This window comes from Bradyrhizobium sp. BR 10261 (assembly GCF_019455395.1).
GTDB lineage: Bacteria > Pseudomonadota > Alphaproteobacteria > Rhizobiales > Xanthobacteraceae > Bradyrhizobium > Bradyrhizobium manausense.
Window position 1 is genome coordinate 151352 of record NZ_JACOFQ010000006.1, and the last position, 21508, is coordinate 172859.

Genomic DNA, 21508 nt, shown 5'->3' on the forward strand with positions numbered 1-21508 from the left:
CACGCCCTCACTTGAACGTCTTGCGCGGATCGAAGGCGTCGCGCACGGCTTCGCCGATGAAGATCAAGAGCGACAGCATGATCGCGACCGAGAAGAAGCCGGTAAAACCGAGCCACGGCGCCTGCACGTTGGATTTGCCTTGCGACAGCAGCTCGCCGAGCGAGGGCGAGCCGGGCGGCAGGCCGAAGCCGAGGAAGTCCAGCGCCGTCAACGTCATCACCGAAGAGGAAACGATGAAGGGCAGGAAGGTCATGGTCGCGACCATCGCATTCGGCAAGAGATGCCGGAACATGATCACGGCGTTCGACACGCCGAGCGCGCGCGCCGCCTGGATGTATTCGAAATTGCGTCCGCGCAGGAACTCGGCGCGCACGAGGCCGACCAGCGACACCCATGAGAACAGCAAGAGAATGCCGAGCAGCACGAAGAAGCCGGGCACCAGCACCGACGACAGGATCAGGAGCAGATAGAGCGAGGGAATCGCGGTCCAGATCTCGATGAAACGCTGGAAGGTGAGGTCGATCCAGCCGCCGAAATAGCCCTGGATACCGCCGGCGGCGACGCCGACGATCGAGGAGACGATGGTGAGGCAGAGGCCGAACAGCACCGAGATGCGGAAGCCATAGATCAGCCGCGCCACCACGTCGCGGCCCTGATCGTCGGTGCCAAGCCAGTTGTATTCGAGATCACGGCAGCTCTTCAGGCCCTTCTTCTCGACCACCGACTTGCATTGGGCTTCCGTCAGCATCCAGGTCGGCGGCGACGGCGCCGGGGTCGGCAGATCGAGATTGTGGGTGTCGTAGGAATAACGGATCAAGGGCCAGACGATGCTGCCGCCCTTGTCCTTGATCAGCTTCTGCAAGTACGGATCGCGATAGTCCGCCGCCGTCTCGAAGTCGCCGCCGAACGTCGTCTCCGAATAGGTGACGAAAGCCGGCCAGTAGAGGTGGCCGTCATATTTGATCAGGAACGGCCGGTCGTTGGCGATCAGCTCGGCGAACAGCGACACCACGAACAGCACCATGAAGATCCAGAACGACCAGTAGCCGCGCCGGTTCGCCTTGAAGTTCTCCCAGCGCCGCTTGTTGAGCGGCGACGGCACGAACGGCTTGCGCGTGATCGGCACGGCTGCGCCGAGCGGCGTCTTGGCCGAGGTCTCGATCGGGGTCGGGGCGGTCAGGGCCATCAGACCTCCCTCGCCTCAAAGTCGATCCGCGGATCGATCCACATATAGGTCAGATCGGAGATCAGATTGACCACGAGGCCGACCAGCGAAAAGATGTAGAGGGTGCCGAACACGACGGGATAGTCGCGGTTGAGCACGCTCTCGAAACTGAGCAGTCCGAGCCCGTCCAGCGAGAAGATCGTCTCGATCAGCAGCGAGCCGGAGAAGAAGGCGTGGATGAAGGCGCCCGGGAAGCCCGCGATCACGATCAGCATCGCGTTGCGGAAAATGTGGCCATAGAGCACCTGGTTCTCGCTGCAGCCCTTGGCCCGCGCGGTCATGACATATTGCTTGCGGATCTCGTCCAGGAACGAGTTCTTGGTGAGCAGCGTCATGGTCGCGAATGCGCTGAGCCCCATCGAGATCAGCGGCAGCGTCAGGTGCCAGAAATAGTCGATGATCTTCCAGTACCACGGAAAGCTCGACCAGCCGTCCGAGGTCAATCCGCGCAGCGGGAACCAGTTGAAGAACGAGCCGCCGGCGAACAGGATGATCAGGAGGATCGCGAACAGGAAGCCCGGGATCGCGAAGCCGATGATGATCACCGCGGACGTCCAGGTGTCGAAGCGGGAGCCGTCCTTGACCGCCTTGCGGATGCCGAGCGGGATCGAGATCAGATAGGTGATCAGCGTCAGCCAGATGCCGAGCGAGATCGAGACCGGCAGCTTCTCCTTGATCAGCTGGATCACGCTGACATCGCGGAAATAGCTCTTGCCGAAATCGAAGCGGGCGAAGTTCCAGACCATCAGCGCGAAACGCTCCGGCGCCGGCTTGTCGAAGCCGAACTGCACCTCGAGCTTCTTGATGAAGTCAGGATCGAGCCCCTGCGCGCCGCGATATTTGGAGTTGATGGCATCGCCACCGGCACCGAGCTGCCCCGGAGCGCGCTGCGCGAAATCGCCGCCGCCCGAGATGCGCGAGGTCCCGCCGGTGTCGGCGCCCGAGAGCTGCGCGATCACGCGCTCGACCGGCCCGCCCGGCGCGAACTGCACGACGACAAAGGACACGAACAGGATTCCAAGCAGCGTCGGAATCATCAGGAGAATGCGACGGGCGATATAGGCGCTCATGATTATTTCGCCTGATCGAGCTTGGCGGCCTTGGCCGCGTCGAACCACCAGTTCTCAGGCGCGCCGACGCCTTGCGCATATTTCGCCGGCTTGTTGGGATGGCTGAACTGGTCCCAATAGGCGACGCGGTGGAAGTTCGCATACCATTGCGGTACCCAATAGCGCCCGGCGCGGAACACGCGATCAAACGCCCGGCAGGCCGTGGTCAGCTCGACCCTCGTCTGTGCGGCGACGATCCTGTCGATCAGCGCGTCGATGACGGGATCGGAAATGCCGGCCAGATTGTACGAGCCCTTGGTCTTGGCGGTCTGCGAGGAGAAGAACGCCCGCATGGAATCGCCGGGGGTCGCCGACATCGAGAAGCGCTCGATGGTCATGTCGAAGTCGAAATCCTCGACGCGCGCACGATATTGAACCGCATCCACCAGGCGGAACGTGGCGTCGATGCCGAGCGTCGCGAGGTTCTTCAAGTATGGCCCGTGATGCGGCTGGATCGACTGCTCGTCGTTCAGGAACTCGATCGTGAAAGGCTCGCCATTGGGCAGAACCCGCTTGCGATCCTTGATGACGTAGCCGGCTTCGTTGAGCAGTTCGCTCGCCTTGCGCAGCAGGGTGCGGTCCTGTCCCGAGCCGTCCGACACCGGCGGCACGAAGGGCTGACCGAACACCTCGTCAGGCACCTTGCCACGGAAGGGCTCCAGCAATGCGAGCTCTTCCGGTGAAGGCGGCCCGGACACCATCATGTCGGAGTTCTGGAACGGCGAGCGCGTGCGCGCATAAGCGCCGTACATGATCGACTTGTTGGTCCACTCGAAATCGAAGGCATAGATCAGCGCCTCGCGGACGCGCGGATCCCTGAACTTGTCGCGGCGCAGATTGATGAACCAGCCCTGCGCGCCCGACGGGGTCTCGTCCGGCAGCTGCTCCTGCTTGACGCGGCCGTCCTTCACCGCCGGGAAATCGTAACGCGTGGCCCAGATGCGCGAGGTGAGCTCCTCGCGGAACAGATAGTTCTTGCCGGTGAAGCCTTCGAAGGCGACGTCGCGGTCGCGATAGAACTCGTAGCGCACCGTGTCGAAATTGTAGCTGCCGCGGCAGACCGGCAGATCGGCGCCCCACCAGTCCTTGACGCGATCATATTCGATGTAGCGGTTGACCTCGAACTTGCTGACCTTGTACGGGCCGGAGCCGAGCGGCGTATCGAGCGTCGATTCATCGAAGGCGCGCGTCGCGTAATACGCCTTCGAGAAAATCGGCAGGCCCGCGACATAGAGCGGAACGTCGCGCGCACGGTTGGGCGCGAAGGTCACGACCACGGTGGCGTCGTCGAGCGCCTCGGCCATCACGAAATCGCGCAGCTGCACGACGATCAGCGGATGGCCCTTCTCCTTCAGCACATTGAGCGAGAAGGCGACATCATGCGCGGTGAGCTTCGAGCCGTCGTGGAAACGCGCCTCGGGCCTGATCGTGAAGGTGTAGGCCAGCTTGTCCGGCGAGATCCGCACCGATTTCGCGACAAGCCCATACATCGCGTCGGGTTCGTCATTGGCGCGCACCATCAACGGCGCGAAGGTCATGTCCATACCCTGCGCGCCCTCGCCCTTCAGGATGTAGGCGTTGAGGGAGGAGAAGGTGAAATAGGACTGGTTGTACGAACGCACCGAAGGGATCAGCGAGAACGCGCCGCCCTTCGGGGCATCCGGATTGATATAGTCGAAATGGTGGAAATCTGCGGGATATTTCAGGTCGCCGAAGGCCGAGATGCCGTGGGCCTCGGCGGGCCCCTCGGACGCCGCTGCGTTACGGCGTGCGGCGGCGCTGAGCGCGCCGCCGACACCGAGGACCAGCACATGCCTGCGTGAAAGCTGCACCATGCGGGACATGTCCTTCACGACTTCTTTGCGATCCGTGCCGCCTTGTCTGCGTCGTACCACCAGATAAACGGGAAGCCGGACTGCCCATATTTGGGCAATTCCGCCGGCCGACCGAAGCGATCCCAGCGTGCAGTGCGCACCTTCGGATAATTCCATTGCGGCACGACGTAGTGATTCCACAGCAGCACGCGGTCGAGCGCCTTGGTCGCCGCAACGAGATCATCGCGATCGGTCGCAAAGATCAAGCGCTCGATCAACTTGTCGATGGCCGGATTCTTGATGCCGGCAAGATTGCGCGAACCGGCGATATCGGCGGTCTTGGACGACCAAAACTCGCGCTGCTCGTTGCCCGGCGATTGCGACTCGCCCCAGGAGTTGGTGACGACGTCGAAATCCCACTCGCGCGTCCTGTTCTCGTATTGGGTCGGATCGACCGTGCGCACGCTGACGGCGATGCCGAGCCGTTCCAGCGACGGCTTGTAGAACAGCGTGACTCGCTCGAAGCTCGGATCCGAGTTTAGCAGCTCAAGGGAAAACTGGGTGCCGGTCTTGACGTCGATCAGCTTGCGGTCGCGCACCTCGTAGCCGGCCTCCTTGAACAAGCGCAGCGCCTCGCGCAGATTATCGCGGACGGCTTCCGGGCTGCCGCCGACCGGATTGGTGTAGGGAGTCGTGAAAACTTCGGGCGGCACTTGGGCGCGCACCGTCTCGAGGATTTCGAGCTCTTTCCCCTGCGGCAATCCGGTCGCCATCAACTCGTCGATGCCGTCGAAATAGCTGCTGATGCGCTTGTACTGACCGTAGAAGATCTGCTTGTTCATCTCCTCGAAGTCGAACGCATAGTTGAGCGCACGGCGCACGCGCGGATCGCTGAACTTGGCGCGGCGCAGGTTCGGCACGAAGGCCTGCATCACGCCCGAGCTGCGATTGGGAAATTCCTCGAGGATCACCCGTTTTTCGGTCACCGCCGGGAAATCGTAGGCGGTCGCCCAGTTCTTGGCGCTGTTCTCGGTGCGCCAATCGACCTGATCGGCCTTGAAGGCCTCGATCGCGACGGTGGCGTCGCGGAAATATTCGTAGCGTAGCTCGTCGAAATTGTTGCGCCCCACATTGGCGGCGAAATCGCCTCCCCAATAGTCCTTGACGCGTTCCAGCGCGATCGACCGTCCTGCAACGAATTCCTTGACCTTGTAGGGGCCGGAGCCCAGCGGCACTTCGAGCGTGGTCGCCGAGACATCGCGCTTCCTGCCCTGCGCGTCCGTTCCTTCCCACCAATGCTTCGGCAGGACCGTGAGCTGCCCGACGATCTGCGGCAGCTCGCGGTTGCCTGGTGCGTCGAACACGAATTTCACCTCGCGCTCGCCGACCTTCTCGGCCCGGACCACATGGCTGTAATAGGCCGAGTACATTGGATGATGCTTCTTGAAGGCATCGAGCGAGAAGATCGCGTCCTCGACACTAACAGGCTTGCCATCATGCCATTTGGCCTCCGGCCGCAGACGATAGGTGACAAAGGAGAAATCGTCTGGGTGGCTGACGGCTTCGGCCAGTGCGCCGTATTCGGTCGAGACTTCGTCGAGAGCGGGCGTCATGAGGGATTCGTAGATGAATGCGACGGCACCGGAGACCTGCCCCTTCACGCCGGACACGACGATATTGAAGTTATCGAAGGTGCCGATGGCGATCTGGCGGGCGACGCCGCCCTTGGGTGCGTCCGGATTGACGTAGTCGAAGCGCTTGAAGTCGGCCGGATACTTGACCTTGCCAAACAGCGAGAGCGCATGGCGCCAGGGAAGCTCGCCCGCGGATTGTGCCTCTGCCGTGCCGACGACGGGAACACCCGCTGCAGAGCCGAGGGCGGGAAGCGCAGCGACGGCCGCGCCGGTGAGCAAGAGATCGCGTCGGGTAATGGCCAAATCAACATCCCTGTCTTGAAGGAGGCTACTCCTTTAAGTTCCCAATATAGGCGAGGTTTCGACGGAACACGTTGCTTTTTCCTCATCTTGGAAGGCCGGACGGCATGTCCGATGCGGCCAAACGCCTCGATAACAACGCCGCGAGGCCCGGATACGGAAACGGCCAGGCTTTTGAAGCCTGGCCGCTTGTCCAAGATGACGTGCCGATAGGCCTTATTTCGCCGCGGTCGGGAGCGGCTTCGGGCTGTCGGAGAGGCTGTTCAGGTAGGCGATGACGTCGGCGCGCTCCGAGTCCTTCGGGATACCGGCAAAACCCATCGCGGTGCCGGGAACGGCGGCCTTGGGATTGGCAATGAACTTGTTGAGCGCGTCAAAGTCCCAGGTGCCGCCCTTGCTCTTCATCGCGGCCGAGAAGTTGAAGCCGCCGCGGCCTTCGCCGACGTGATCGCCCACAATGCCATAGAGGTTCGGTCCGACGCGGTTCGGACCGCCCTTTTCGAAGGTGTGGCAAGCGCCGCACTTCTTGGCGGCGGAGGCGCCCTTTTCGACGGACGCGGTCTGGAGCAGCTTTTCGATCGGTTCGGACGTGGCCGGGGCAGCGCCTGCTCCGCCCTTGTCACCGGCTTCTTCCTTCACCGCAATCTCGAAGCCCGGCTTTTCCGGCATCTTGGGCGAGAACAGCGCCTGGGCGGTGAAGCTCGTCACCAGCAGAATGAGACAGGTGCCGAGTACCGCACCGAGAATCTTGTTGAGTTCGAAAGAGTCCATTTCCGGCCAGGCCCCACACCGCAAGAAGGAATAAGCGGCCGGGCGGCCGCCAGGACGAGCCTCGGGAGAATCAGACGTTCCTTATTGTTTCCCCGAGTTTTGCCATTCAGATATCGGTTTGCCCGTGCTCTGGCAACCCGTATAAGCGAGCCGGCTCATCGCCCATCCCCATCCGATTTCTTGAGGCGGAAAACGCCTCTTTCCCAGGCCCTTAAACCGATGATCGATCCTCGCATCCTGGTGCTGATCCCGGCCCGCATGGCCGCCACCCGCCTGCCCGGCAAGCCGCTCGCCGATATCGCGGGCCTGCCGATGATCGTGCATGTGATGCGGCGCGCCGAAGCCGCCGGTATCGGTCGGGTGGCGGTGGCAACCGACACGGACGAGATCGCTGCTGTCGTGAGAGCCCATGGCGGCGAGGCGGTGATGACCAGCCCCGCGCACCCCTCCGGCTCCGACCGCATCCATGAGGCCATGCAGAAGCTCGACCCGGACGCGAAGGCCGAGATCGTGATCAATCTCCAGGGCGATTTCCCGACCATCACACCGCAGACCATCCGCGAGGTGCTGCCGCCCTTCGACGATCCTGGGGTCGACATCGTGACGCTGGCCTCACAGATCCACACCGAGGAGGAAGACCGAGCCCCGAGCGTCGTGAAGGCGATCGGCTCGCCGATCGGGCCGCGGCGGATGCGGGCGCTCTATTTTACCCGCGCGACCGCTCCCTACGGCGACGGACCGCGTTACCACCATATCGGTCTCTATGCGTACCGCCGCGCGGCGCTGGAGCGCTACGTCACGCTGCCGCGCTCTCCTCTGGAGGTTCAGGAAAACCTGGAGCAACTCCGGGCGGTGGAAGCCGGCATGCGCATCGACATCATCATCGTCGACAGCGTGCCGCGCGGCGTCGACACGCCGCCGGATCTCGAAACCGCCCGCGGCATCCTTTCCAAATCCTGAGCCGCTGCTACAAGGCCGTCATGAGCAAGATGAAGATCGCATTCCAGGGCGAACCTGGCGCCAATTCCCATATCGCCATCGTCGAGGCCTATCCCGACGCGGAACCGATGCCCTGCGCCACCTTCGAGGATGCACTGTCGGCGATCTCCTCGGGCGAGGCCGATCTCGGCATGATCCCGATCGAGAATTCGGTCGCCGGCCGGGTCGCCGACATCCATCATCTGTTGCCGGCGTCCGGCCTCTTCATCATCGGCGAATGGTTCCTGCCGGTCCGCCATCAACTGATGGCGATCAAGGGCACCAAGCTCGAGGACATCAAGAGCGTCGAGAGCCATGTGCATGCGCTCGGCCAATGCCGCCGCATCATTCGCAAGCTCGGGATCAAGCCGATCGTGCACGCCGATACCGCCGGCAGCGCCCGCGACATCTCCGAGCGCAAGGACAAGACTGTCGCCGCGATCGCCTCGCGCCTCGCAGCAAAAATCTACGGCCTCGACATCCTCGCCGAGGACATCGAGGACGAGGCCCACAACACCACGCGGTTCGTGGTGCTGGCGCGGGAGCCGAAATGGGCCGCGCCAGGGTCGGGTCCGCTGGTCACCACTTTTGTTTTTCGGGTGCGCAACTTGCCCGCCGCGCTCTACAAGGCGCTCGGCGGCTTTGCCACCAACGGCGTCAACATGACCAAGCTTGAGAGCTACATGGTCGACGGCAATTTCTTCGCCACGCAGTTTTATGCTGACGTCGACGGCCACCCCGAAGACAAGGGCCTGGCGTTTGCAATCGAGGAGCTGAAATTCTTCTCGCGCGAATTCCGCATCGTCGGCGTGTATCCGGGCCACCCCTTCCGCGCGACGTTCAGCGAGAAGCAGGACTGATTGCTGTGTCGTTCCGGGGCACGCAGCGTGAACTCGATATTAGGGGTTCGATGCTTCGCATCGCCGCGGAATGACAGCAGTGGTTATGCCGCCCGCTTCGGCCCCAACGCCTCCGCCAGCAGCGAATATGACTTCTTGCGCGCTTCGTGATCGTACACGGCGGTGATCACCATCAGCTCGTCGGGTTTGCTCGCGTCGATCAGCGGCTGCAGCTTCCTCTGCACGGTCGCCGGATTGCCAACGAACAGGCGCGAGCGGTTGCGCGCGATCGAGATGCGCTCGGAATCCGTATAGGGATAGGCCAGCGCTTCCCCGACACTCGGCAGCGGCAGATATTGACCGCGATCGCGGCGCAGGCGATTGAGATCGAAGGACGTGGCGAGCCTTTCGGCCTCCTCATCGGTGTCCGCCGTGATGACGGCAACTGCGAGGATCGCATGCGGGGTCGCGCGCCAGGCCGAGGGCTGGAAGCGATTGCGATAATGCACCATCGCATCGATCGCATCATGGGACGCAAAGTGATGCGCAAAAGCGAAGCCCATGCCGACTTGTGCTGCCAGCTCCGAGGAATAATCGCTGGAGCCGAGCAGCCAGATCGGCGGCAGCTTGGTGTCGTCGGGCATCGCGACGACGTTGTGATAGGGATGGCCTGCCGGAAATTCGCGGGTCTCCCACAGGATCAATTCGTGCAGCCGCTCCAGGAAATCGTCGCCCTCACGGCGGTCGAGCCGGCTGCGCAGCGCATAGGCCGTGGCGCCATCGGTGCCGGGGGCGCGGCCGAGGCCGAGGTCGATGCGGCCGGGAAACAGCGCCTCCAGCATCTTGAAGCGCTCGGCTACGACCAGCGGGGCGTGGTTGGGCAGCATCACGCCGCCAGAGCCGACACGGATGTGCTTGGTCACCGCCGCGATCTGCCCGATCATCACGTCGGGCGCCGGGCTGGCGACCGAAGCGAGATTGTGATGCTCGGCGAGCCAGTAGCGGACATAGCCGAGCCCGTCGACATGGCGCGCCAGGTCGATGCTGTTACGCAGCGCAACGGCCGGCTTTGTGCCTGTGGTGACGACGGAAAGGTCGAGGACTGAAAGCGGGATCATAGCGCGGTAACGTAATAGAGGGCAGCGCGGCGACAATGGGCAGCGGGCGCAGATCTGGCGTGTGTCGTCCGCGAGCCCGGGCGTATGGCGCAGCCCGGAGTTGGGACAGGTCAACCACCTGCAACATAGAATTCACTCTGCCCACCCTCAAAACGAGAGGTCCGTCAGGCCTAGAGAATCGATCATCTAATTGGTATATTTGTAAAATATTCTATTTTAGCATACTTCCCACTCGAAGCCTACAAACTGCAATATTGATAGTAATATTGCACGAAGTGGGCGACTTCCCATCACCGATGGGCTGTCGGGTAATCCGCCTTTGTCCTATCTTAGACCTTCCCAAGATAGACCCCGGCCGCCAGACCCTGGCGAGCCCCTGGAGTGAGTGGTGCCATGACCGAGACGACGACGCCTGCCCATACCGAAGGGCAAGACGGGCACCTGAAGCGGCCGGCGATCTCCTTCGAGTTCTTTCCGCCCAAGACGGAAGATATGGAGCGGAATCTCTGGGAGACCATCAACCGGCTGGCGCCGCTGGACCCGAAATTCGTGTCAGTGACCTATGGCGCCGGCGGCTCGACCCGCGAGCGCACCCATTCGACCATTTCCCGCATCCTCAAGGAGACCGCGCTGCTGCCAGCCGCGCATCTGACCTGCGTCGGCGCCTCGCGCGGCGAGATCGACGAGATCGTCGACCGCTACCATGAGGTCGGCGTCCGCCACATCGTGGCCTTGCGCGGCGATCCCGCCGGCGGCATCGGCACGCCCTACTCCGCTCATCCCGACGGCTACCAGAGCTCTGCCGACCTCGTTGCGGGCATCAAGAAGCGGCACGCCGATATCGAGGTGTCCGTCTCGGCCTATCCCGAGAAGCACCCTGAGGCGCGCGATTTCGATACCGATATCGACACGCTGAAGGCAAAAGTCGACGCCGGGGCGACGCGCGCGATCACGCAGGTCTTCTTCGATAACGATCTCTACTTCCGTTACCTCGACCGCGTTCGCGCCCGCGGCATCAACATTCCGATCGTGCCGGGCATCATGCCCATGCACAATTTCAAGCAGGCCCGCAATTTCGTCACCCGCGCCGGCACCACGGTGCCGGACTGGTTCGCCGCGAAGTTCGACGGCCTCGATGACGATGCAGAGACGCGGAAGCTGGTCGCCGCAACCGTCGCCGCCGGCCAGGTGCAGAAACTGGCAAAACACGGCGTCGACACCTTCCATTTCTACACCATGAACCGCGCCGATCTCGTGTTCGCGATCAGCCATTTGCTCGGCATTCGCGCCAAGAGCGCGCAGAAGGCGGCTTAAGACATCATGACCGTATTCCCCTCGCCCACGCGAACCGCCCTGATCAACGCCGCGCGCGAGCGCATTCTCGTGCTCGACGGCGCCATGGGCACGATGATCCAGAACCTGCAGTTCGACGAGGCCGCCTTCCGCGGCGAGCGCTTCAAGAACTTCCATCGCGACTTGCGCGGCAACAATGACCTGTTGATCCTGACCCAGCCGCAGGCGATCGAAGACATCCACGCGGCCTATTTGCGCGCCGGTGCCGACATCGTCGCGACCAACACGTTCTCGACCACCTCGATCGCGCAGGCCGACTACGATCTCACCGACATCGTCTACGAGATGGCGCGCGAAGGTGCCCGCCTCGCCGGCAATGCCGCCCGCCGGGTTGCCGCCGAGGACGGCAAGCCGCGCTTCGTCGCCGGTGCCATCGGCCCGACCAACCGCACCGCCTCGATCTCGCCTGACGTGGCCAATCCAGGCTACCGTGCCGTCACCTTCGATGACTTGCGCAAATCCTATGGCGAGCAGATCCGCGGCCTGATCGACGGCGGGGTCGATCTGCTGCTGGTCGAGACCATCTTCGATACGCTGAACGCCAAGGCGGCGCTCTATGCCATCGCCGAGATCACCGAGGAGCTCCGCATCGACATGCCGGTGATGGTGTCGGGCACCATCACCGACAAATCCGGCCGCCTGCTCTCCGGCCAGATGCCGGAAGCGTTCTGGAATTCGGTGCGGCACGCCAAGCCCGTCACCATCGGCTTCAACTGCGCACTCGGCGCCGAAGATCTGCGCGCGCATATCGCCGATATCGGCCGAGTCGCTGACACGCTCGTTTGCGCTTACCCGAACGCCGGCCTGCCCAACGAGTTCGGCCAGTATGACGAGACGCCGGAATACATGGCGCGCCTGGTCGGCGAATTCGCGCGCGATGGCCTCGTCAACATCGTCGGCGGCTGCTGCGGCACGACGCCGGAGCATATCGCCGCGATTGCTGCCGCCGTCGCCCCGCACAAGCCGCGCATCGTGCCGGAGATCGCGCCAAAGCTCCGCCTCTCCGGCCTCGAGCCGTTCGTGCTGACCGATGCGATTCCGTTCGTGAACGTCGGCGAGCGCACCAACGTCACCGGCTCCGCCCGCTTCCGCAAGCTCATCACATCAGGCGACTACGCCGCGGCGCTGCAGGTCGCGCGCGACCAGGTCGAGAACGGCGCGCAGATCATCGACGTCAACATGGACGAAGGGCTTCTGGATTCGGAAGCCGCGATGGTGACATTCCTCAACCTCGTCGCCGCCGAGCCCGACATCGCCCGCGTGCCTGTCATGGTCGACTCGTCAAAATTCTCGGTGATCGAGGCCGGCCTGAAATGCGTGCAGGGCAAGCCGGTCGTGAATTCGATCTCGATGAAGGAAGGCGAGGAGAAATTCATTCACGAGGCCAAGATCGCGCGGCGCCATGGCGCGGCCGTCGTGGTGATGGCATTCGACGAGGTCGGCCAGGCCGACACGTTCGCGCGCAAGACCGAGATCTGCAAGCGCGCCTACGACATCCTCGTCAATCGCGTCGGCTTCCCGCCCGAGGACATCATCTTCGATCCGAATATCTTTGCGATCGCGACCGGGATCGAGGAGCACAATAATTACGGCGTCGACTTCATCGAGGCGACGCGCTGGATCCGGCAGAACCTGCCGGGCGCGCATATCTCGGGCGGCGTGTCGAACCTGTCGTTCTCGTTCCGCGGCAACGAGCCGGTGCGCGAGGCCATGCATTCGGTGTTCCTGTATCACGCCATCAAGGCCGGCATGGACATGGGCATCGTCAATGCCGGACAGATGATCGTCTATGACGATATCGATCCCGAGCTGCGCCAGACCTGCGAGGACGTCGTCCTCAACCGCGATCCCGGCGCCTCCGAGCGCCTGCTGGCGCTCGCGGAAAAGTTCCGCGGCAAGAAGACGGAAGCCAAGGAAGCTGATCTCGCCTGGCGCGAATGGCCAGTGGAGAAGCGGCTGTCGCATTCGCTTGTGCATGGCATCACCGAGTTCATCGAGCAGGACACCGAGGAAGCCCGCAAGAATTCCTCGCGACCGCTCGACGTGATCGAGGGACCGTTGATGGCCGGCATGAACGTGGTCGGCGACCTCTTCGGCGACGGCAAGATGTTCCTGCCGCAGGTGGTGAAGTCCGCGCGCGTCATGAAGCAGGCCGTTGCCTATCTCATGCCGTTCATGGAGGAAGAGAAGGCGCGCAACCTCGCCAGCGGCATCGGTGGCGCGGCGAGTTCGTCGGCGGGCAAGATCGTGCTGGCGACCGTGAAGGGCGACGTCCACGACATCGGCAAGAACATCGTCGGCATCGTGCTCCAGTGCAACAATTACGAAGTCATCGATCTCGGCGTGATGGTGCCGGCGGCGAAGATCGTCGAGACCGTGAAGGCCGAGAAGGCCGACATCGTCGGTCTCTCCGGCCTGATCACGCCCTCGCTCGACGAGATGGCGTTCTTCGCCGGCGAACTGCAGCGTGAAGGCCTCAAGCTGCCGCTGCTGATCGGCGGCGCCACGACGAGCCGCGTGCATACCGCCGTCAAGATCGACCCGAGCTATCGCGCCGGGCCCGTGGTCCATGTCAATGATGCCAGCCGCGCCGTCGGCGTCGCCTCCTCGCTGCTCTCGCCGGAGAAGCGTGAGGCTTATGCGGCCGAAGTGCGCGCCGAATACGCCAAGATCTCCGAGGCGCATCTGCGGGCGCAGGCGGACAAGAAGCGGCTGAAGCTCATTGATGCGCGCGCCAACCGCGTGCCGGTCGATTTCGCCAGGAGCAAGCCGGTGAAGCCGACCTTCCTCGGCACCAAGAGCTTTGACGACTACGATCTCGCCGAGCTCGTGCCCTATATCGACTGGACGCCGTTCTTCCAGACCTGGGAGCTCGCCGGCCGCTTCCCCGCCATCCTCAAGGACGAGAAGGTCGGCGAGGTCGCGCGCTCGCTCTATGACGATGCGCGCAAGATGCTCGACACCATCGTCAAGGGGAAATGGTTCCGGGCGCGCGCCACGATCGGCTTCTGGCCGGCGAATGCGCAAGGCGACGACATCGTGCTCTATGCTGATGATAACAGGACCAAGAGCATCGCGACGCTGCACACGCTGCGCCAGCAGCTCGAGAAGCGCGAGGGCCGGTTCAACGCCGCGCTGGCCGACTTCGTCGCGCCGGCCGGCGTGCCCGACTATGTCGGCGGCTTCGTAGTGACGGCCGGCATCGGCGAGGACGCGGTCGCCGACCGCTTCAAGATGGCGAACGACGACTACTCCTCGATCCTGTGCAAGGCGCTGGCCGACCGCCTCGCCGAAGCCTTTGCGGAAGCCATGCATGCCCGCGTGCGCCGCGAGTTCTGGGCCTATGCGCCTGACGAGGCGCTCTCCAACGAGGAGCTGATCCTGGAAAAGTATTCTGGGATTCGCCCCGCGCCCGGTTATCCCGCGCAGCCCGATCACACCGAGAAGGCGACGCTGTTCGAGCTGCTCGATGCCGAGGCGACCGCCGGCGTGAAGCTGACCGAGAGCTTTGCGATGTGGCCGGGCTCCTCCGTATCCGGGCTCTATTTCGCCAGCCCCGAGAGCTATTATTTCGGCGTCGGCAAGATCGAGCGCGACCAGGTCGAGGACTACGCCGCGCGCAAGGGCATGAGCGTCGCGGAGGCCGAGCGCTGGCTCGCGCCGGTGCTGAACTACATCCCGTCGCAGCCGGCGAGCGACAAGGCCTTTGCCGCAACGCCCGCCAACGACGAGATGTCGAAGGATCTCGCCTCGCATCCGCCCGGCTGCACCTGCGCGGTGCATCTGGTCTGGCAGAAGAAGCGCGCGGGGGCGGGGTAGGCGCCAGGATCGCAAAACGCGAAACAACCCCATGCACAGTAGGGATGGGGTTGATCGGGTTATACGATTTCGTTTTTACGGAAAATCGTTTGCTCCGTCGGGCAAAACAGCTGTATAAGGGCAGGATCGGGTATGGCGCGTGATGCCCACCGCCGTCATTCCGGGGCGCGCCCCTTGGCGCGAGCCCGGAATCCATTTGTCCTCATCACCCGCCGCACAATGGATTCCGGGTTCGCGCTACGCGCGCCCCGGAATGACAGCGTGGCCCTTACCCCTTCGGCGGCGCCAGCGGCTGCACGATCTCCTTGAACGGGGCCAGCGCTTCGCAGCGATCGGAATGGGCTGCGAGGGCCGGATAGCGCCCTGCGTCGAACAGGTCGGGATGCGCCTCGCGGGTGAAGCGGACGACGCAGGCCACCGCAATGTCGGCATGACCGATGCGCGTTCCCAGCCAGTACAGCGTCGTCACCTTGGCGCGCTCGGCCTCCAACACCCCAAGCACGTCGCCGATCTGCGCCCGGCAACGCTCGACCCATAGTGCCAGCTGCTCCTTCCGCAGCACGCGCTCATAGAGCAGGCTGACCGCCTTGTCGCCGAGGCCGGTCGCCAGCGCGCAGATGCGCAAATGCTTGCGCCGCTCGACGCCGCTCCGCGGCAGCATCGCCCTGTCAGGCCCGACGAGCTCGTCGAGATAATCCAGGATGATCGTGCTTTCGATCAGCGCCTCGCCATCGTCGAGCACCAGCGTCGGCACCCGGCGCAAGGGATTGTACGGCGCGATCTTGTCGGCATCGCCGAAGGTCGACCACGGCTTGTGCTCGAAGCCAAGCCCGTAAAGCCGCAGCGCAATCGCGACGCGACGGACGAAGGGGGAATCATATTGGCCGATCAGGAACATGGTTCTCGCTCTTCTCTGTCGTTGGACAAGGCAGGGCCGATCAGTCTCCACGACAAGATCGCAGCAGCGCAAGGAAAATCCTCGACATGCAGCATTGCATCTGACGCAACGGCGCCGGGACAATTTCTCCCGAATGCGCTATCAAGGACGGCATCATGACAGCACCATCAGACATCAATCGCGAGCGGATCGCTGCGACCGAGGCCGTCATCCGTCCGCATATCCGCCGCACGCCGCTGGTCCAGGCCGATCTCGCCGAATTCGGCCTTGCGGCCGCGCCCGTCACCTTCAAGCTCGAAATGCTGCAGCATTCCGGATCGTTCAAGGCGCGCGGCGCCTTTGCCAATCTGCTGCTACGGCAGGTGCCGCAAGCCGGTGTCGTCGCCGCCTCCGGCGGCAATCACGGCGCGGCCGTCGCCTATGCGGCGCAACAGCTGGGGATTCCCGCAACGATTTTCGTTCCTGATATCACCTCGCCCGCCAAGGCCGAACGGATCAGATTCTATGGCGCCGAGCTCGTGATCGCAGGCAATCGCTATGCCGATGCGCTGGCGGCCAGCGAAGCGCATGTCGCACGGACCGGCGCGCTTGCCGTTCACGCCTACGACCAGGCTGAGACGTTGCTTGGCCAGGGCAGCGTTGGCCTCGAGCTGGAGCAGGACGCCCCCGAGATCGACACGCTGCTGGTGGCCGTCGGCGGTGGCGGCCTGATCGGCGGCATCGCGGCGTGGAGCGCGGGCAGGACGCGCATCATTGCCGTTGAGCCCGAGCTGTCGCCGACCCTGCATGACGCGTTCGCAGCAGGCGCCCCGGTCGACGCGCCGGCCAGCGGCCTCGCTGCCGACAGCCTGGCGCCGCGGCGCGTCGGCGAGTTGATGTTCCCGATCGCGCGCGCTTATGTCGAGCGCGTCGTCCTCGTCAGCGACGATGCGATCCGGCAGGCGCAGGCCGCGCTGTGGTCGACCTTGCGCCTCGTCACCGAACCCGGCGGCGCAGCCGCGTTCGCCGCGATGCTCTCCGGCCGCTATCGTCCGTCACCGGGCGAGCGCATCGCGGTGCTGGTTTGCGGGGCGAATACGACGGCGGTGAAGTTTGAGGGATAATTTTCAGGAGCGACGCATGATCAGGCTGCGCGCACATCCCGAAGTTTATCGCGAGATTTCGCCGCTAGAAACGGCGGCGGCGATCTCGGTGAAAAGTTCGCTGCTCTGCTTCCCGCTGATTTCAAAACATAAATCATCGGCAGATATCGTCGCTCCGATTCCTACTCTGGGATTGAACAGTCCCAGCCGTTCTATTTTGAAGCGCTTAGCAATGAAATTCAGGGCACCATACACGATGAGCTGACGAACATCTATCGATCGGAACAGTCGATCACCCGCCTTTACCTCATAAAGCGCATCCGACGCGATCAGATCTCCTTTGCAGGAATCTATCATTCCGCAACCGGGAAAGATTGGCTCGGTGAGAAGAGAACCTGCAGGCTTATTGAACGTAAACATCCAAGCTAGGCGGCGCCGCTGTTCGTTAATATCGACAACCTCTTCGGGAGTGAGTCCGCCTTCCGCAACTATCTCGCCTTGAGTCTCCCGACGAATTGGCAACGATCGAACATAAGAAACAGCCCGATCCAACTCCCCAGGCGTCAGTCCTCCTGGAGGCCAACCAACGCTGCCATTCGCGGTTTGGCAAAACGCCGCAAAAGCGACTTCATTGATGAACCCTCTGCGCATTGGAGCAGCAGCGCTTGCCATCCCAGGGAATTCGCGCACGTAGTGCCCTAAATTCAAGCGCCGGACAAACATATCTGTGGTCGGCGCGACGCTCTTCCAGAACGACGAGTAAACTTTGCAAAATGTAGATGCGGATATCACAAGGGGATACTCCATCCAGATTGATTAGCTTTCTCGCTCGCCCAACGCTGGACAAGTTGCTCAAACGGAGAAAACTGATCGCTCGTATGCTGCCTCCAATGCTTACCCTCATCCCGCAAAGAATACGAAGCAACGATAAAGGCTCGCCTTTCAGCTACACTGAGCGATTGAAAGCTGGCTCGCAAATCAGAAAGCCAATACCAATTTTTCCATTTCGCCATTGTTAAGATTATGTCCCGGCGCAATAACGAAGAAGATGTCGACAGCTTGAAAATTCGAACTAGAACGGCTTCCGCCTCTGGCGAATGCCTACACGACAGAACGCGAAGCGCGTAAGCGAGATTGAGATCAACGCGCAAAACGTGTGAGTGATTCTCTATAAGCTCAATTATCTTCTTATGTACGGTCACTTGAGCCACTGGCGAGAGGTCGTCGAACACAGCCCGAGCTACAGTGAGAACGCTAGAAAATATGGGGTACAGTAGCTCAGCGTTGTCGACCATCGTCGTAATGGCGTCGTCTCTCGCCCTTGGTTCGAGATATTTGACGGCAGCCACGATCTTTCGCGCTAGGCCTATGTGTATTCGACTCTTTAGGAGTTCTTCCCGCAACAAACCAAGGATATCGAATCGCTCAATTTCGGCTTGCAGGATCGCGTAGTCCTCATTTTTGGTCGGCGAGTATGGATCAAATCGGAGCGACAGCTGCATCAAACCTTTTGCCCGCGATTGTGACCCGCTAGGGCTGCTATCTCCGTCATTTGGGTTTAGGGGATTTGTCGCTGCAAATTCCGCACTCGACATGATCCTAGTCTTCGATTTTTGCAGTTGAAGACCTTGGGTTCGAAGGAGCTTTTCGGATAGGAAGATGAGGCGCGCGTAGGCCTCCTCGTCGCTATCGCAAAAGATATGAAAGTCATCTGCAAAGCGACAGAATGTTATTCCTTCCATCTCTAAGAGACGATCAATTTGATTGAGAACTAGTTCGGATAGAATACGAGCCGCAGGACCTCCAACCGGAAGGCCAAACGAATTGGTATTCGAGTAATTTTTTAGGTACGACATAATCCTACTGTGGGTATCACCAACAGTCGCGAGTTGGAGAAGGGCATTCTCCAATCGATGGTGGCCCAATCTCGGATAGAACTCCGAGATATCGCAGACCACGACGAATTTGAACTTCTTCGTGTGCTCAAGTGAGCACTCCATGAAATCGCGCCAGTTGCATCCGCTGTCGAAGATATCCGCCGTGTCGTCGTCCCACCGGCATCGATAAGAAAAGACGCGCTTTGCGCTGACGGGAAGTCGAGCGCGCTCAATTGCGTCGGATATCGAAAGCACAAGCGCTAGAAAGTACAAATTCCAGAGCGGATCCATCTGGGTAGCCCATCGAAATCCCGTATAGTTTACGGGTGCTAGCGCAGCATCATGTGCAGGTGGATACCGATTTAGATTTCCATCAAAATCTTTATGAATCTCTCGCAACAAGTCGAGACATTGGGCTCTCTTGTCGAAGAAAATGTGATTCTCGATCGGAAACGGAAAGATATCAGTGTCGCCGTGCCGAATTACATTTGAAATTGCCCGTTCGAAGAATTTGTCCATCGCCCACCGCGGCAGCCGTCTACATGCATGAGTTGCGCAATCATATTTTTCTATTGGCAGATCAGGAAACTAGCAAGCCGCGAGATGCTTTTGAATTGAACGCTCTTCCGCTCGGCAGGCGGCCTAGTGGGGTCGACCAGCGCGCCGCGCGCCCGACTTTGCCGCGATGCCATGAAGTCACTGGGAGGCTATTCCAAGCCTGCTCGGACTGATTTGCCAACCGCTGTGGGTTTCGCGCGGACTCGGAAAAATAGTGCGGCGATACCCAACGGCAACAGCCGGACCTATTCGCGTCCCCTCGCCTGAACTCCGCCTTGCCGAACAAGATGTCGCATGGTTCAGTCCGGGGACCCCCGGGGGAAGGTCGATGAATCGGCAGTGGGCGGCAGCGGTCGGCGTGGCATTTGCGGCGATGTTGCTGAACGGCGGCGCATTCGCCGCCGACCTGCCGCTCAAGGCGCCGGCGAAGCCCGTCGCTTTCAACCCGTTCTGGGCGGAGGTCGACTATCTCGCCTGGAGCGTGACCGGAGACAAGCTGCCGGCGCTGGTGACGACGGCGCCGGTCGGCACGCCGCTGGGCATCGCCGGCGCGCTCGGGCAGCCGACCACGACCGTGCTGTTCGGCAATTCCAGCGTCAACACCGACTGGCGTTCGGGCGGACGCGTCACCGCCGGCTATTGGTTCGAACCGCAGAGGAGAAGCGGCGTCGAGGCATCGTTCTTCGGGCTGGAAAATATCGGGACTGGCTTTGCCGCCGACACCGGCACCAATCCGATCCTGACGCGGCCTTTCAGCAACGCGCTGACGGGACTTCCCGACACGCTGATCGCAAGCTTTCCGGGCGTCGCCACCGGCAGCGTCAACGCCAACGAGACATCGCGCCTGCTCGGCGCCGGCGCGCTTTATCGCCAGGAGTTCGCCCTGTGGAGCGGACAGCGCGTCAGCGCGCTGGTCGGCTATCGGTACTTGCGCGCCTCCGACACGCTGTGGATCACCGACACCGCGACCGGCCTCGTCTTCGGCACGTTCGTTCCGACGGACAATTTCAAGGCGGCGAGCAATTTCCACGGCCTCGATCTCGGCCTTGCCGGTGACTGGCGAAACGGTCCGTGGTCGCTGGAGTGGCGCGGCAAGGTCGCGCTCGGCGCTGACCTCAACACCGCCGACGTGTCGGGCTCGGCGGTTTCGACCATCGCCGGCGTCACCACGACGGCGACGCCGGGCGGCTTCCTCGCACTCGCCAGCAACAGCGGCCATTTCTCACAGACCAGATTCGCCGCGGTGCCGGAGCTCTCGCTCAAGGCGGGCTACGAGATCGCGCCCGCCAGGCGCCTGACCGTCGGCTACGACGTGCTGTACTGGACCGGCGTGCAGCGCGCCGGCGGGCTGATCGACCCCACCGTCAATCCAAGCCTGATACCCCCAGGCCCGCCCGCGGGCCCGACCCGGCCACTGCCGGTGATGAACACGACGAACCTGCTCGCGCAGGGATTTAGCTTCGGCGTGCGGTATAATTATTGAGGGCGCGGTAGCTGCGCTCGCAATGACGGTGTGGATATGGTCGCGATCTATTCGATAACAGGTACGTGCTTCGCCGCATCGCGCGGCACCGTGCCATCGAGCCGCGGATCATCGGCGATCTCGATCTGGCGGCGGAACGGACGGAAGCCGGAGCGCTGATAGAACGCGACGGCGGAGGGATGATCGAAGGTGCAGGTGTGCACCCAGACGCGCTGCACGTCGCGCGACCAGGCACGCTCCAGTGCGCGGTTCATCAGGAAGCGGGCGGCACCGGTGCCGATCAAATTTGCCGTGACACCAAAATAGACCAGCTCGCACTGACGGGGTTCACGGAAGTCCAGCTCCAGCAGGCCCTCGTCGCGGCCGTCGGCGACGAGTGCATAGACCTCGATGCCTGCGGCGTGGATGATCGCGGCAAGCTCGGGGTCGTTCATCTGCGTTCGCGAGGACCATAGCCAGTCCTCGCCGACGCGGCGGTAGAGGTCGCGGTACCAGGCAAGCGCGGGCGCATCGACCTTGCGCAGGGTCCATGCGCCGGGCGGATCATCGCGACGCGGGGGAGGCGCGGTCATCTCGAGATGGGTGACGACGGCGGCGATCTTGCCGGCGGGGACGTCGGAATAGCCGTCGGGGAGGATCATGGGGGGATT

General features: G+C 62.4%; 16 protein-coding genes. 6 read left to right on the plus strand and 10 right to left on the minus strand.

All coding sequences use genetic code 11. The features are described 5' to 3' along the window. Positions 1 to 7: 7 nt before the first annotated feature. From HYH07_RS08955 to HYH07_RS08975, 5 genes are all read right to left on the minus strand, one after another. Positions 8 to 1186: an ABC transporter permease gene (locus tag HYH07_RS08955; RefSeq protein ID WP_220002152.1), complete on the minus strand. Its 1179-nt coding sequence runs from the start codon at positions 1184 to 1186 to the stop codon at positions 8 to 10. Beyond that, the gene (locus HYH07_RS08960; protein ID WP_220002153.1) at positions 1186 to 2295 is read right to left on the minus strand and encodes a microcin C ABC transporter permease YejB; all 1110 of its coding nucleotides are present in this window, start codon (positions 2293 to 2295) and stop codon (positions 1186 to 1188) included. Before HYH07_RS08960 ends, HYH07_RS08955 begins: the two co-directional genes overlap by 1 nt. Before the next feature lie 2 nt (positions 2296 to 2297). Next, positions 2298 to 4169, minus strand: coding sequence for an extracellular solute-binding protein (locus HYH07_RS08965; protein WP_220002154.1), 1872 nt, complete (start codon positions 4167 to 4169; stop codon positions 2298 to 2300). A gap of 14 nt (positions 4170 to 4183) precedes the next feature. Continuing rightward, positions 4184 to 6085, minus strand: coding sequence for an ABC transporter substrate-binding protein (locus HYH07_RS08970; RefSeq protein WP_220002155.1), 1902 nt, complete (start codon positions 6083 to 6085; stop codon positions 4184 to 4186). A 213-nt stretch (positions 6086 to 6298) separates the two neighbouring features. Beyond that, positions 6299 to 6853 carry a cytochrome c family protein gene (locus HYH07_RS08975; protein WP_057759482.1) on the minus strand — a complete coding sequence of 185 codons (555 nt, stop codon included), beginning with the start codon at positions 6851 to 6853 and terminating at the stop codon, positions 6299 to 6301. A 219-nt stretch (positions 6854 to 7072) separates the two neighbouring features. On the opposite strand from HYH07_RS08975, the gene HYH07_RS08980 reads away from it, so the two are divergent. Further along, entirely contained in the window at positions 7073 to 7813 is a 741-nt protein-coding gene (locus HYH07_RS08980; RefSeq protein WP_220002156.1) for a 3-deoxy-manno-octulosonate cytidylyltransferase, read from the plus strand. Between the two features lie 20 nt (positions 7814 to 7833). Beyond that, complete coding sequence (locus tag HYH07_RS08985; RefSeq protein ID WP_057759485.1) at positions 7834 to 8691, plus strand: prephenate dehydratase; 858 nt, start codon at positions 7834 to 7836, stop codon at positions 8689 to 8691. An 83-nt stretch (positions 8692 to 8774) separates the two neighbouring features. Here the strand turns inward: HYH07_RS08985 and HYH07_RS08990 are convergent, their stop codons facing one another. Beyond that, positions 8775 to 9788: an LLM class flavin-dependent oxidoreductase gene (locus tag HYH07_RS08990; RefSeq protein ID WP_220002157.1), complete on the minus strand. Its 1014-nt coding sequence runs from the start codon at positions 9786 to 9788 to the stop codon at positions 8775 to 8777. Positions 9789 to 10181: 393 nt separating this feature from the next. On the opposite strand from HYH07_RS08990, the gene metF reads away from it, so the two are divergent. Then, entirely contained in the window at positions 10182 to 11102 is a 921-nt protein-coding gene (metF, locus tag HYH07_RS08995; protein WP_220002158.1) for a methylenetetrahydrofolate reductase [NAD(P)H], read from the plus strand. 6 nt (positions 11103 to 11108) lie between these two features. Further along, a complete protein-coding gene (gene metH / locus HYH07_RS09000) occupies positions 11109 to 14960 on the plus strand; it encodes a methionine synthase (RefSeq protein WP_220002159.1) in 3852 nt (1283 codons plus the stop codon). A 268-nt stretch (positions 14961 to 15228) separates the two neighbouring features. Here the strand turns inward: metH and HYH07_RS09005 are convergent, their stop codons facing one another. Continuing rightward, on the minus strand, positions 15229 to 15858 hold the full coding sequence (locus tag HYH07_RS09005; RefSeq protein ID WP_220002160.1) for a glutathione S-transferase family protein: 630 nt from the start codon (positions 15856 to 15858) through the stop codon (positions 15229 to 15231). A gap of 155 nt (positions 15859 to 16013) precedes the next feature. Here HYH07_RS09005 and HYH07_RS09010 point away from each other — a divergent pair, with 155 nt between their 5' ends. Then, the gene (locus tag HYH07_RS09010; protein ID WP_220002161.1) at positions 16014 to 16961 is read left to right on the plus strand and encodes a threonine/serine dehydratase; all 948 of its coding nucleotides are present in this window, start codon (positions 16014 to 16016) and stop codon (positions 16959 to 16961) included. 45 nt (positions 16962 to 17006) lie between these two features. Here the strand turns inward: HYH07_RS09010 and HYH07_RS09015 are convergent, their stop codons facing one another. Further along, on the minus strand, positions 17007 to 17732 hold the full coding sequence (locus HYH07_RS09015) for a hypothetical protein (protein ID WP_220002162.1): 726 nt from the start codon (positions 17730 to 17732) through the stop codon (positions 17007 to 17009). Next, entirely contained in the window at positions 17729 to 19336 is a 1608-nt protein-coding gene (locus tag HYH07_RS09020; protein ID WP_220002163.1) for an RNA-directed DNA polymerase, read from the minus strand. Before HYH07_RS09020 ends, HYH07_RS09015 begins: the two co-directional genes overlap by 4 nt. Before the next feature lie 367 nt (positions 19337 to 19703). Between HYH07_RS09020 and HYH07_RS09025 the strand changes: the two genes are divergently transcribed. After that, a complete protein-coding gene (locus HYH07_RS09025) occupies positions 19704 to 20858 on the plus strand; it encodes a BBP7 family outer membrane beta-barrel protein (protein WP_220002164.1) in 1155 nt (384 codons plus the stop codon). 47 nt (positions 20859 to 20905) lie between these two features. Here HYH07_RS09025 and HYH07_RS09030 read toward each other — a convergent pair whose 3' ends face one another. Continuing rightward, positions 20906 to 21499 carry an N-acetyltransferase gene (locus tag HYH07_RS09030; RefSeq protein ID WP_220002165.1) on the minus strand — a complete coding sequence of 198 codons (594 nt, stop codon included), beginning with the start codon at positions 21497 to 21499 and terminating at the stop codon, positions 20906 to 20908. Positions 21500 to 21508: the final 9 nt, after the last annotated feature.

Coding starts and splice junctions, on each gene's coding strand:
- HYH07_RS08990 (WP_220002157.1), bottom strand. CDS start 9,788: ATGATCCCGCTTTCAGTCCTCGACCTTTCCGTCGTCACCACAGGCACA.
- HYH07_RS08980 (WP_220002156.1), top strand. CDS start 7,073: ATGATCGATCCTCGCATCCTGGTGCTGATCCCGGCCCGCATGGCCGCC.
- HYH07_RS09025 (WP_220002164.1), top strand. CDS start 19,704: ATGAATCGGCAGTGGGCGGCAGCGGTCGGCGTGGCATTTGCGGCGATG.
- HYH07_RS09005 (WP_220002160.1), bottom strand. CDS start 15,858: ATGTTCCTGATCGGCCAATATGATTCCCCCTTCGTCCGTCGCGTCGCG.
- HYH07_RS08965 (WP_220002154.1), bottom strand. CDS start 4,169: ATGGTGCAGCTTTCACGCAGGCATGTGCTGGTCCTCGGTGTCGGCGGC.
- metF (WP_220002158.1), top strand. CDS start 10,182: ATGACCGAGACGACGACGCCTGCCCATACCGAAGGGCAAGACGGGCAC.
- HYH07_RS08975 (WP_057759482.1), bottom strand. CDS start 6,853: ATGGACTCTTTCGAACTCAACAAGATTCTCGGTGCGGTACTCGGCACC.
- HYH07_RS09030 (WP_220002165.1), bottom strand. CDS start 21,499: ATGATCCTCCCCGACGGCTATTCCGACGTCCCCGCCGGCAAGATCGCC.
- HYH07_RS09010 (WP_220002161.1), top strand. CDS start 16,014: ATGACAGCACCATCAGACATCAATCGCGAGCGGATCGCTGCGACCGAG.
- HYH07_RS08985 (WP_057759485.1), top strand. CDS start 7,834: ATGAGCAAGATGAAGATCGCATTCCAGGGCGAACCTGGCGCCAATTCC.
- HYH07_RS08955 (WP_220002152.1), bottom strand. CDS start 1,186: ATGGCCCTGACCGCCCCGACCCCGATCGAGACCTCGGCCAAGACGCCG.
- HYH07_RS09020 (WP_220002163.1), bottom strand. CDS start 19,336: ATGGACAAATTCTTCGAACGGGCAATTTCAAATGTAATTCGGCACGGC.
- metH (WP_220002159.1), top strand. CDS start 11,109: ATGACCGTATTCCCCTCGCCCACGCGAACCGCCCTGATCAACGCCGCG.
- HYH07_RS08960 (WP_220002153.1), bottom strand. CDS start 2,295: ATGAGCGCCTATATCGCCCGTCGCATTCTCCTGATGATTCCGACGCTG.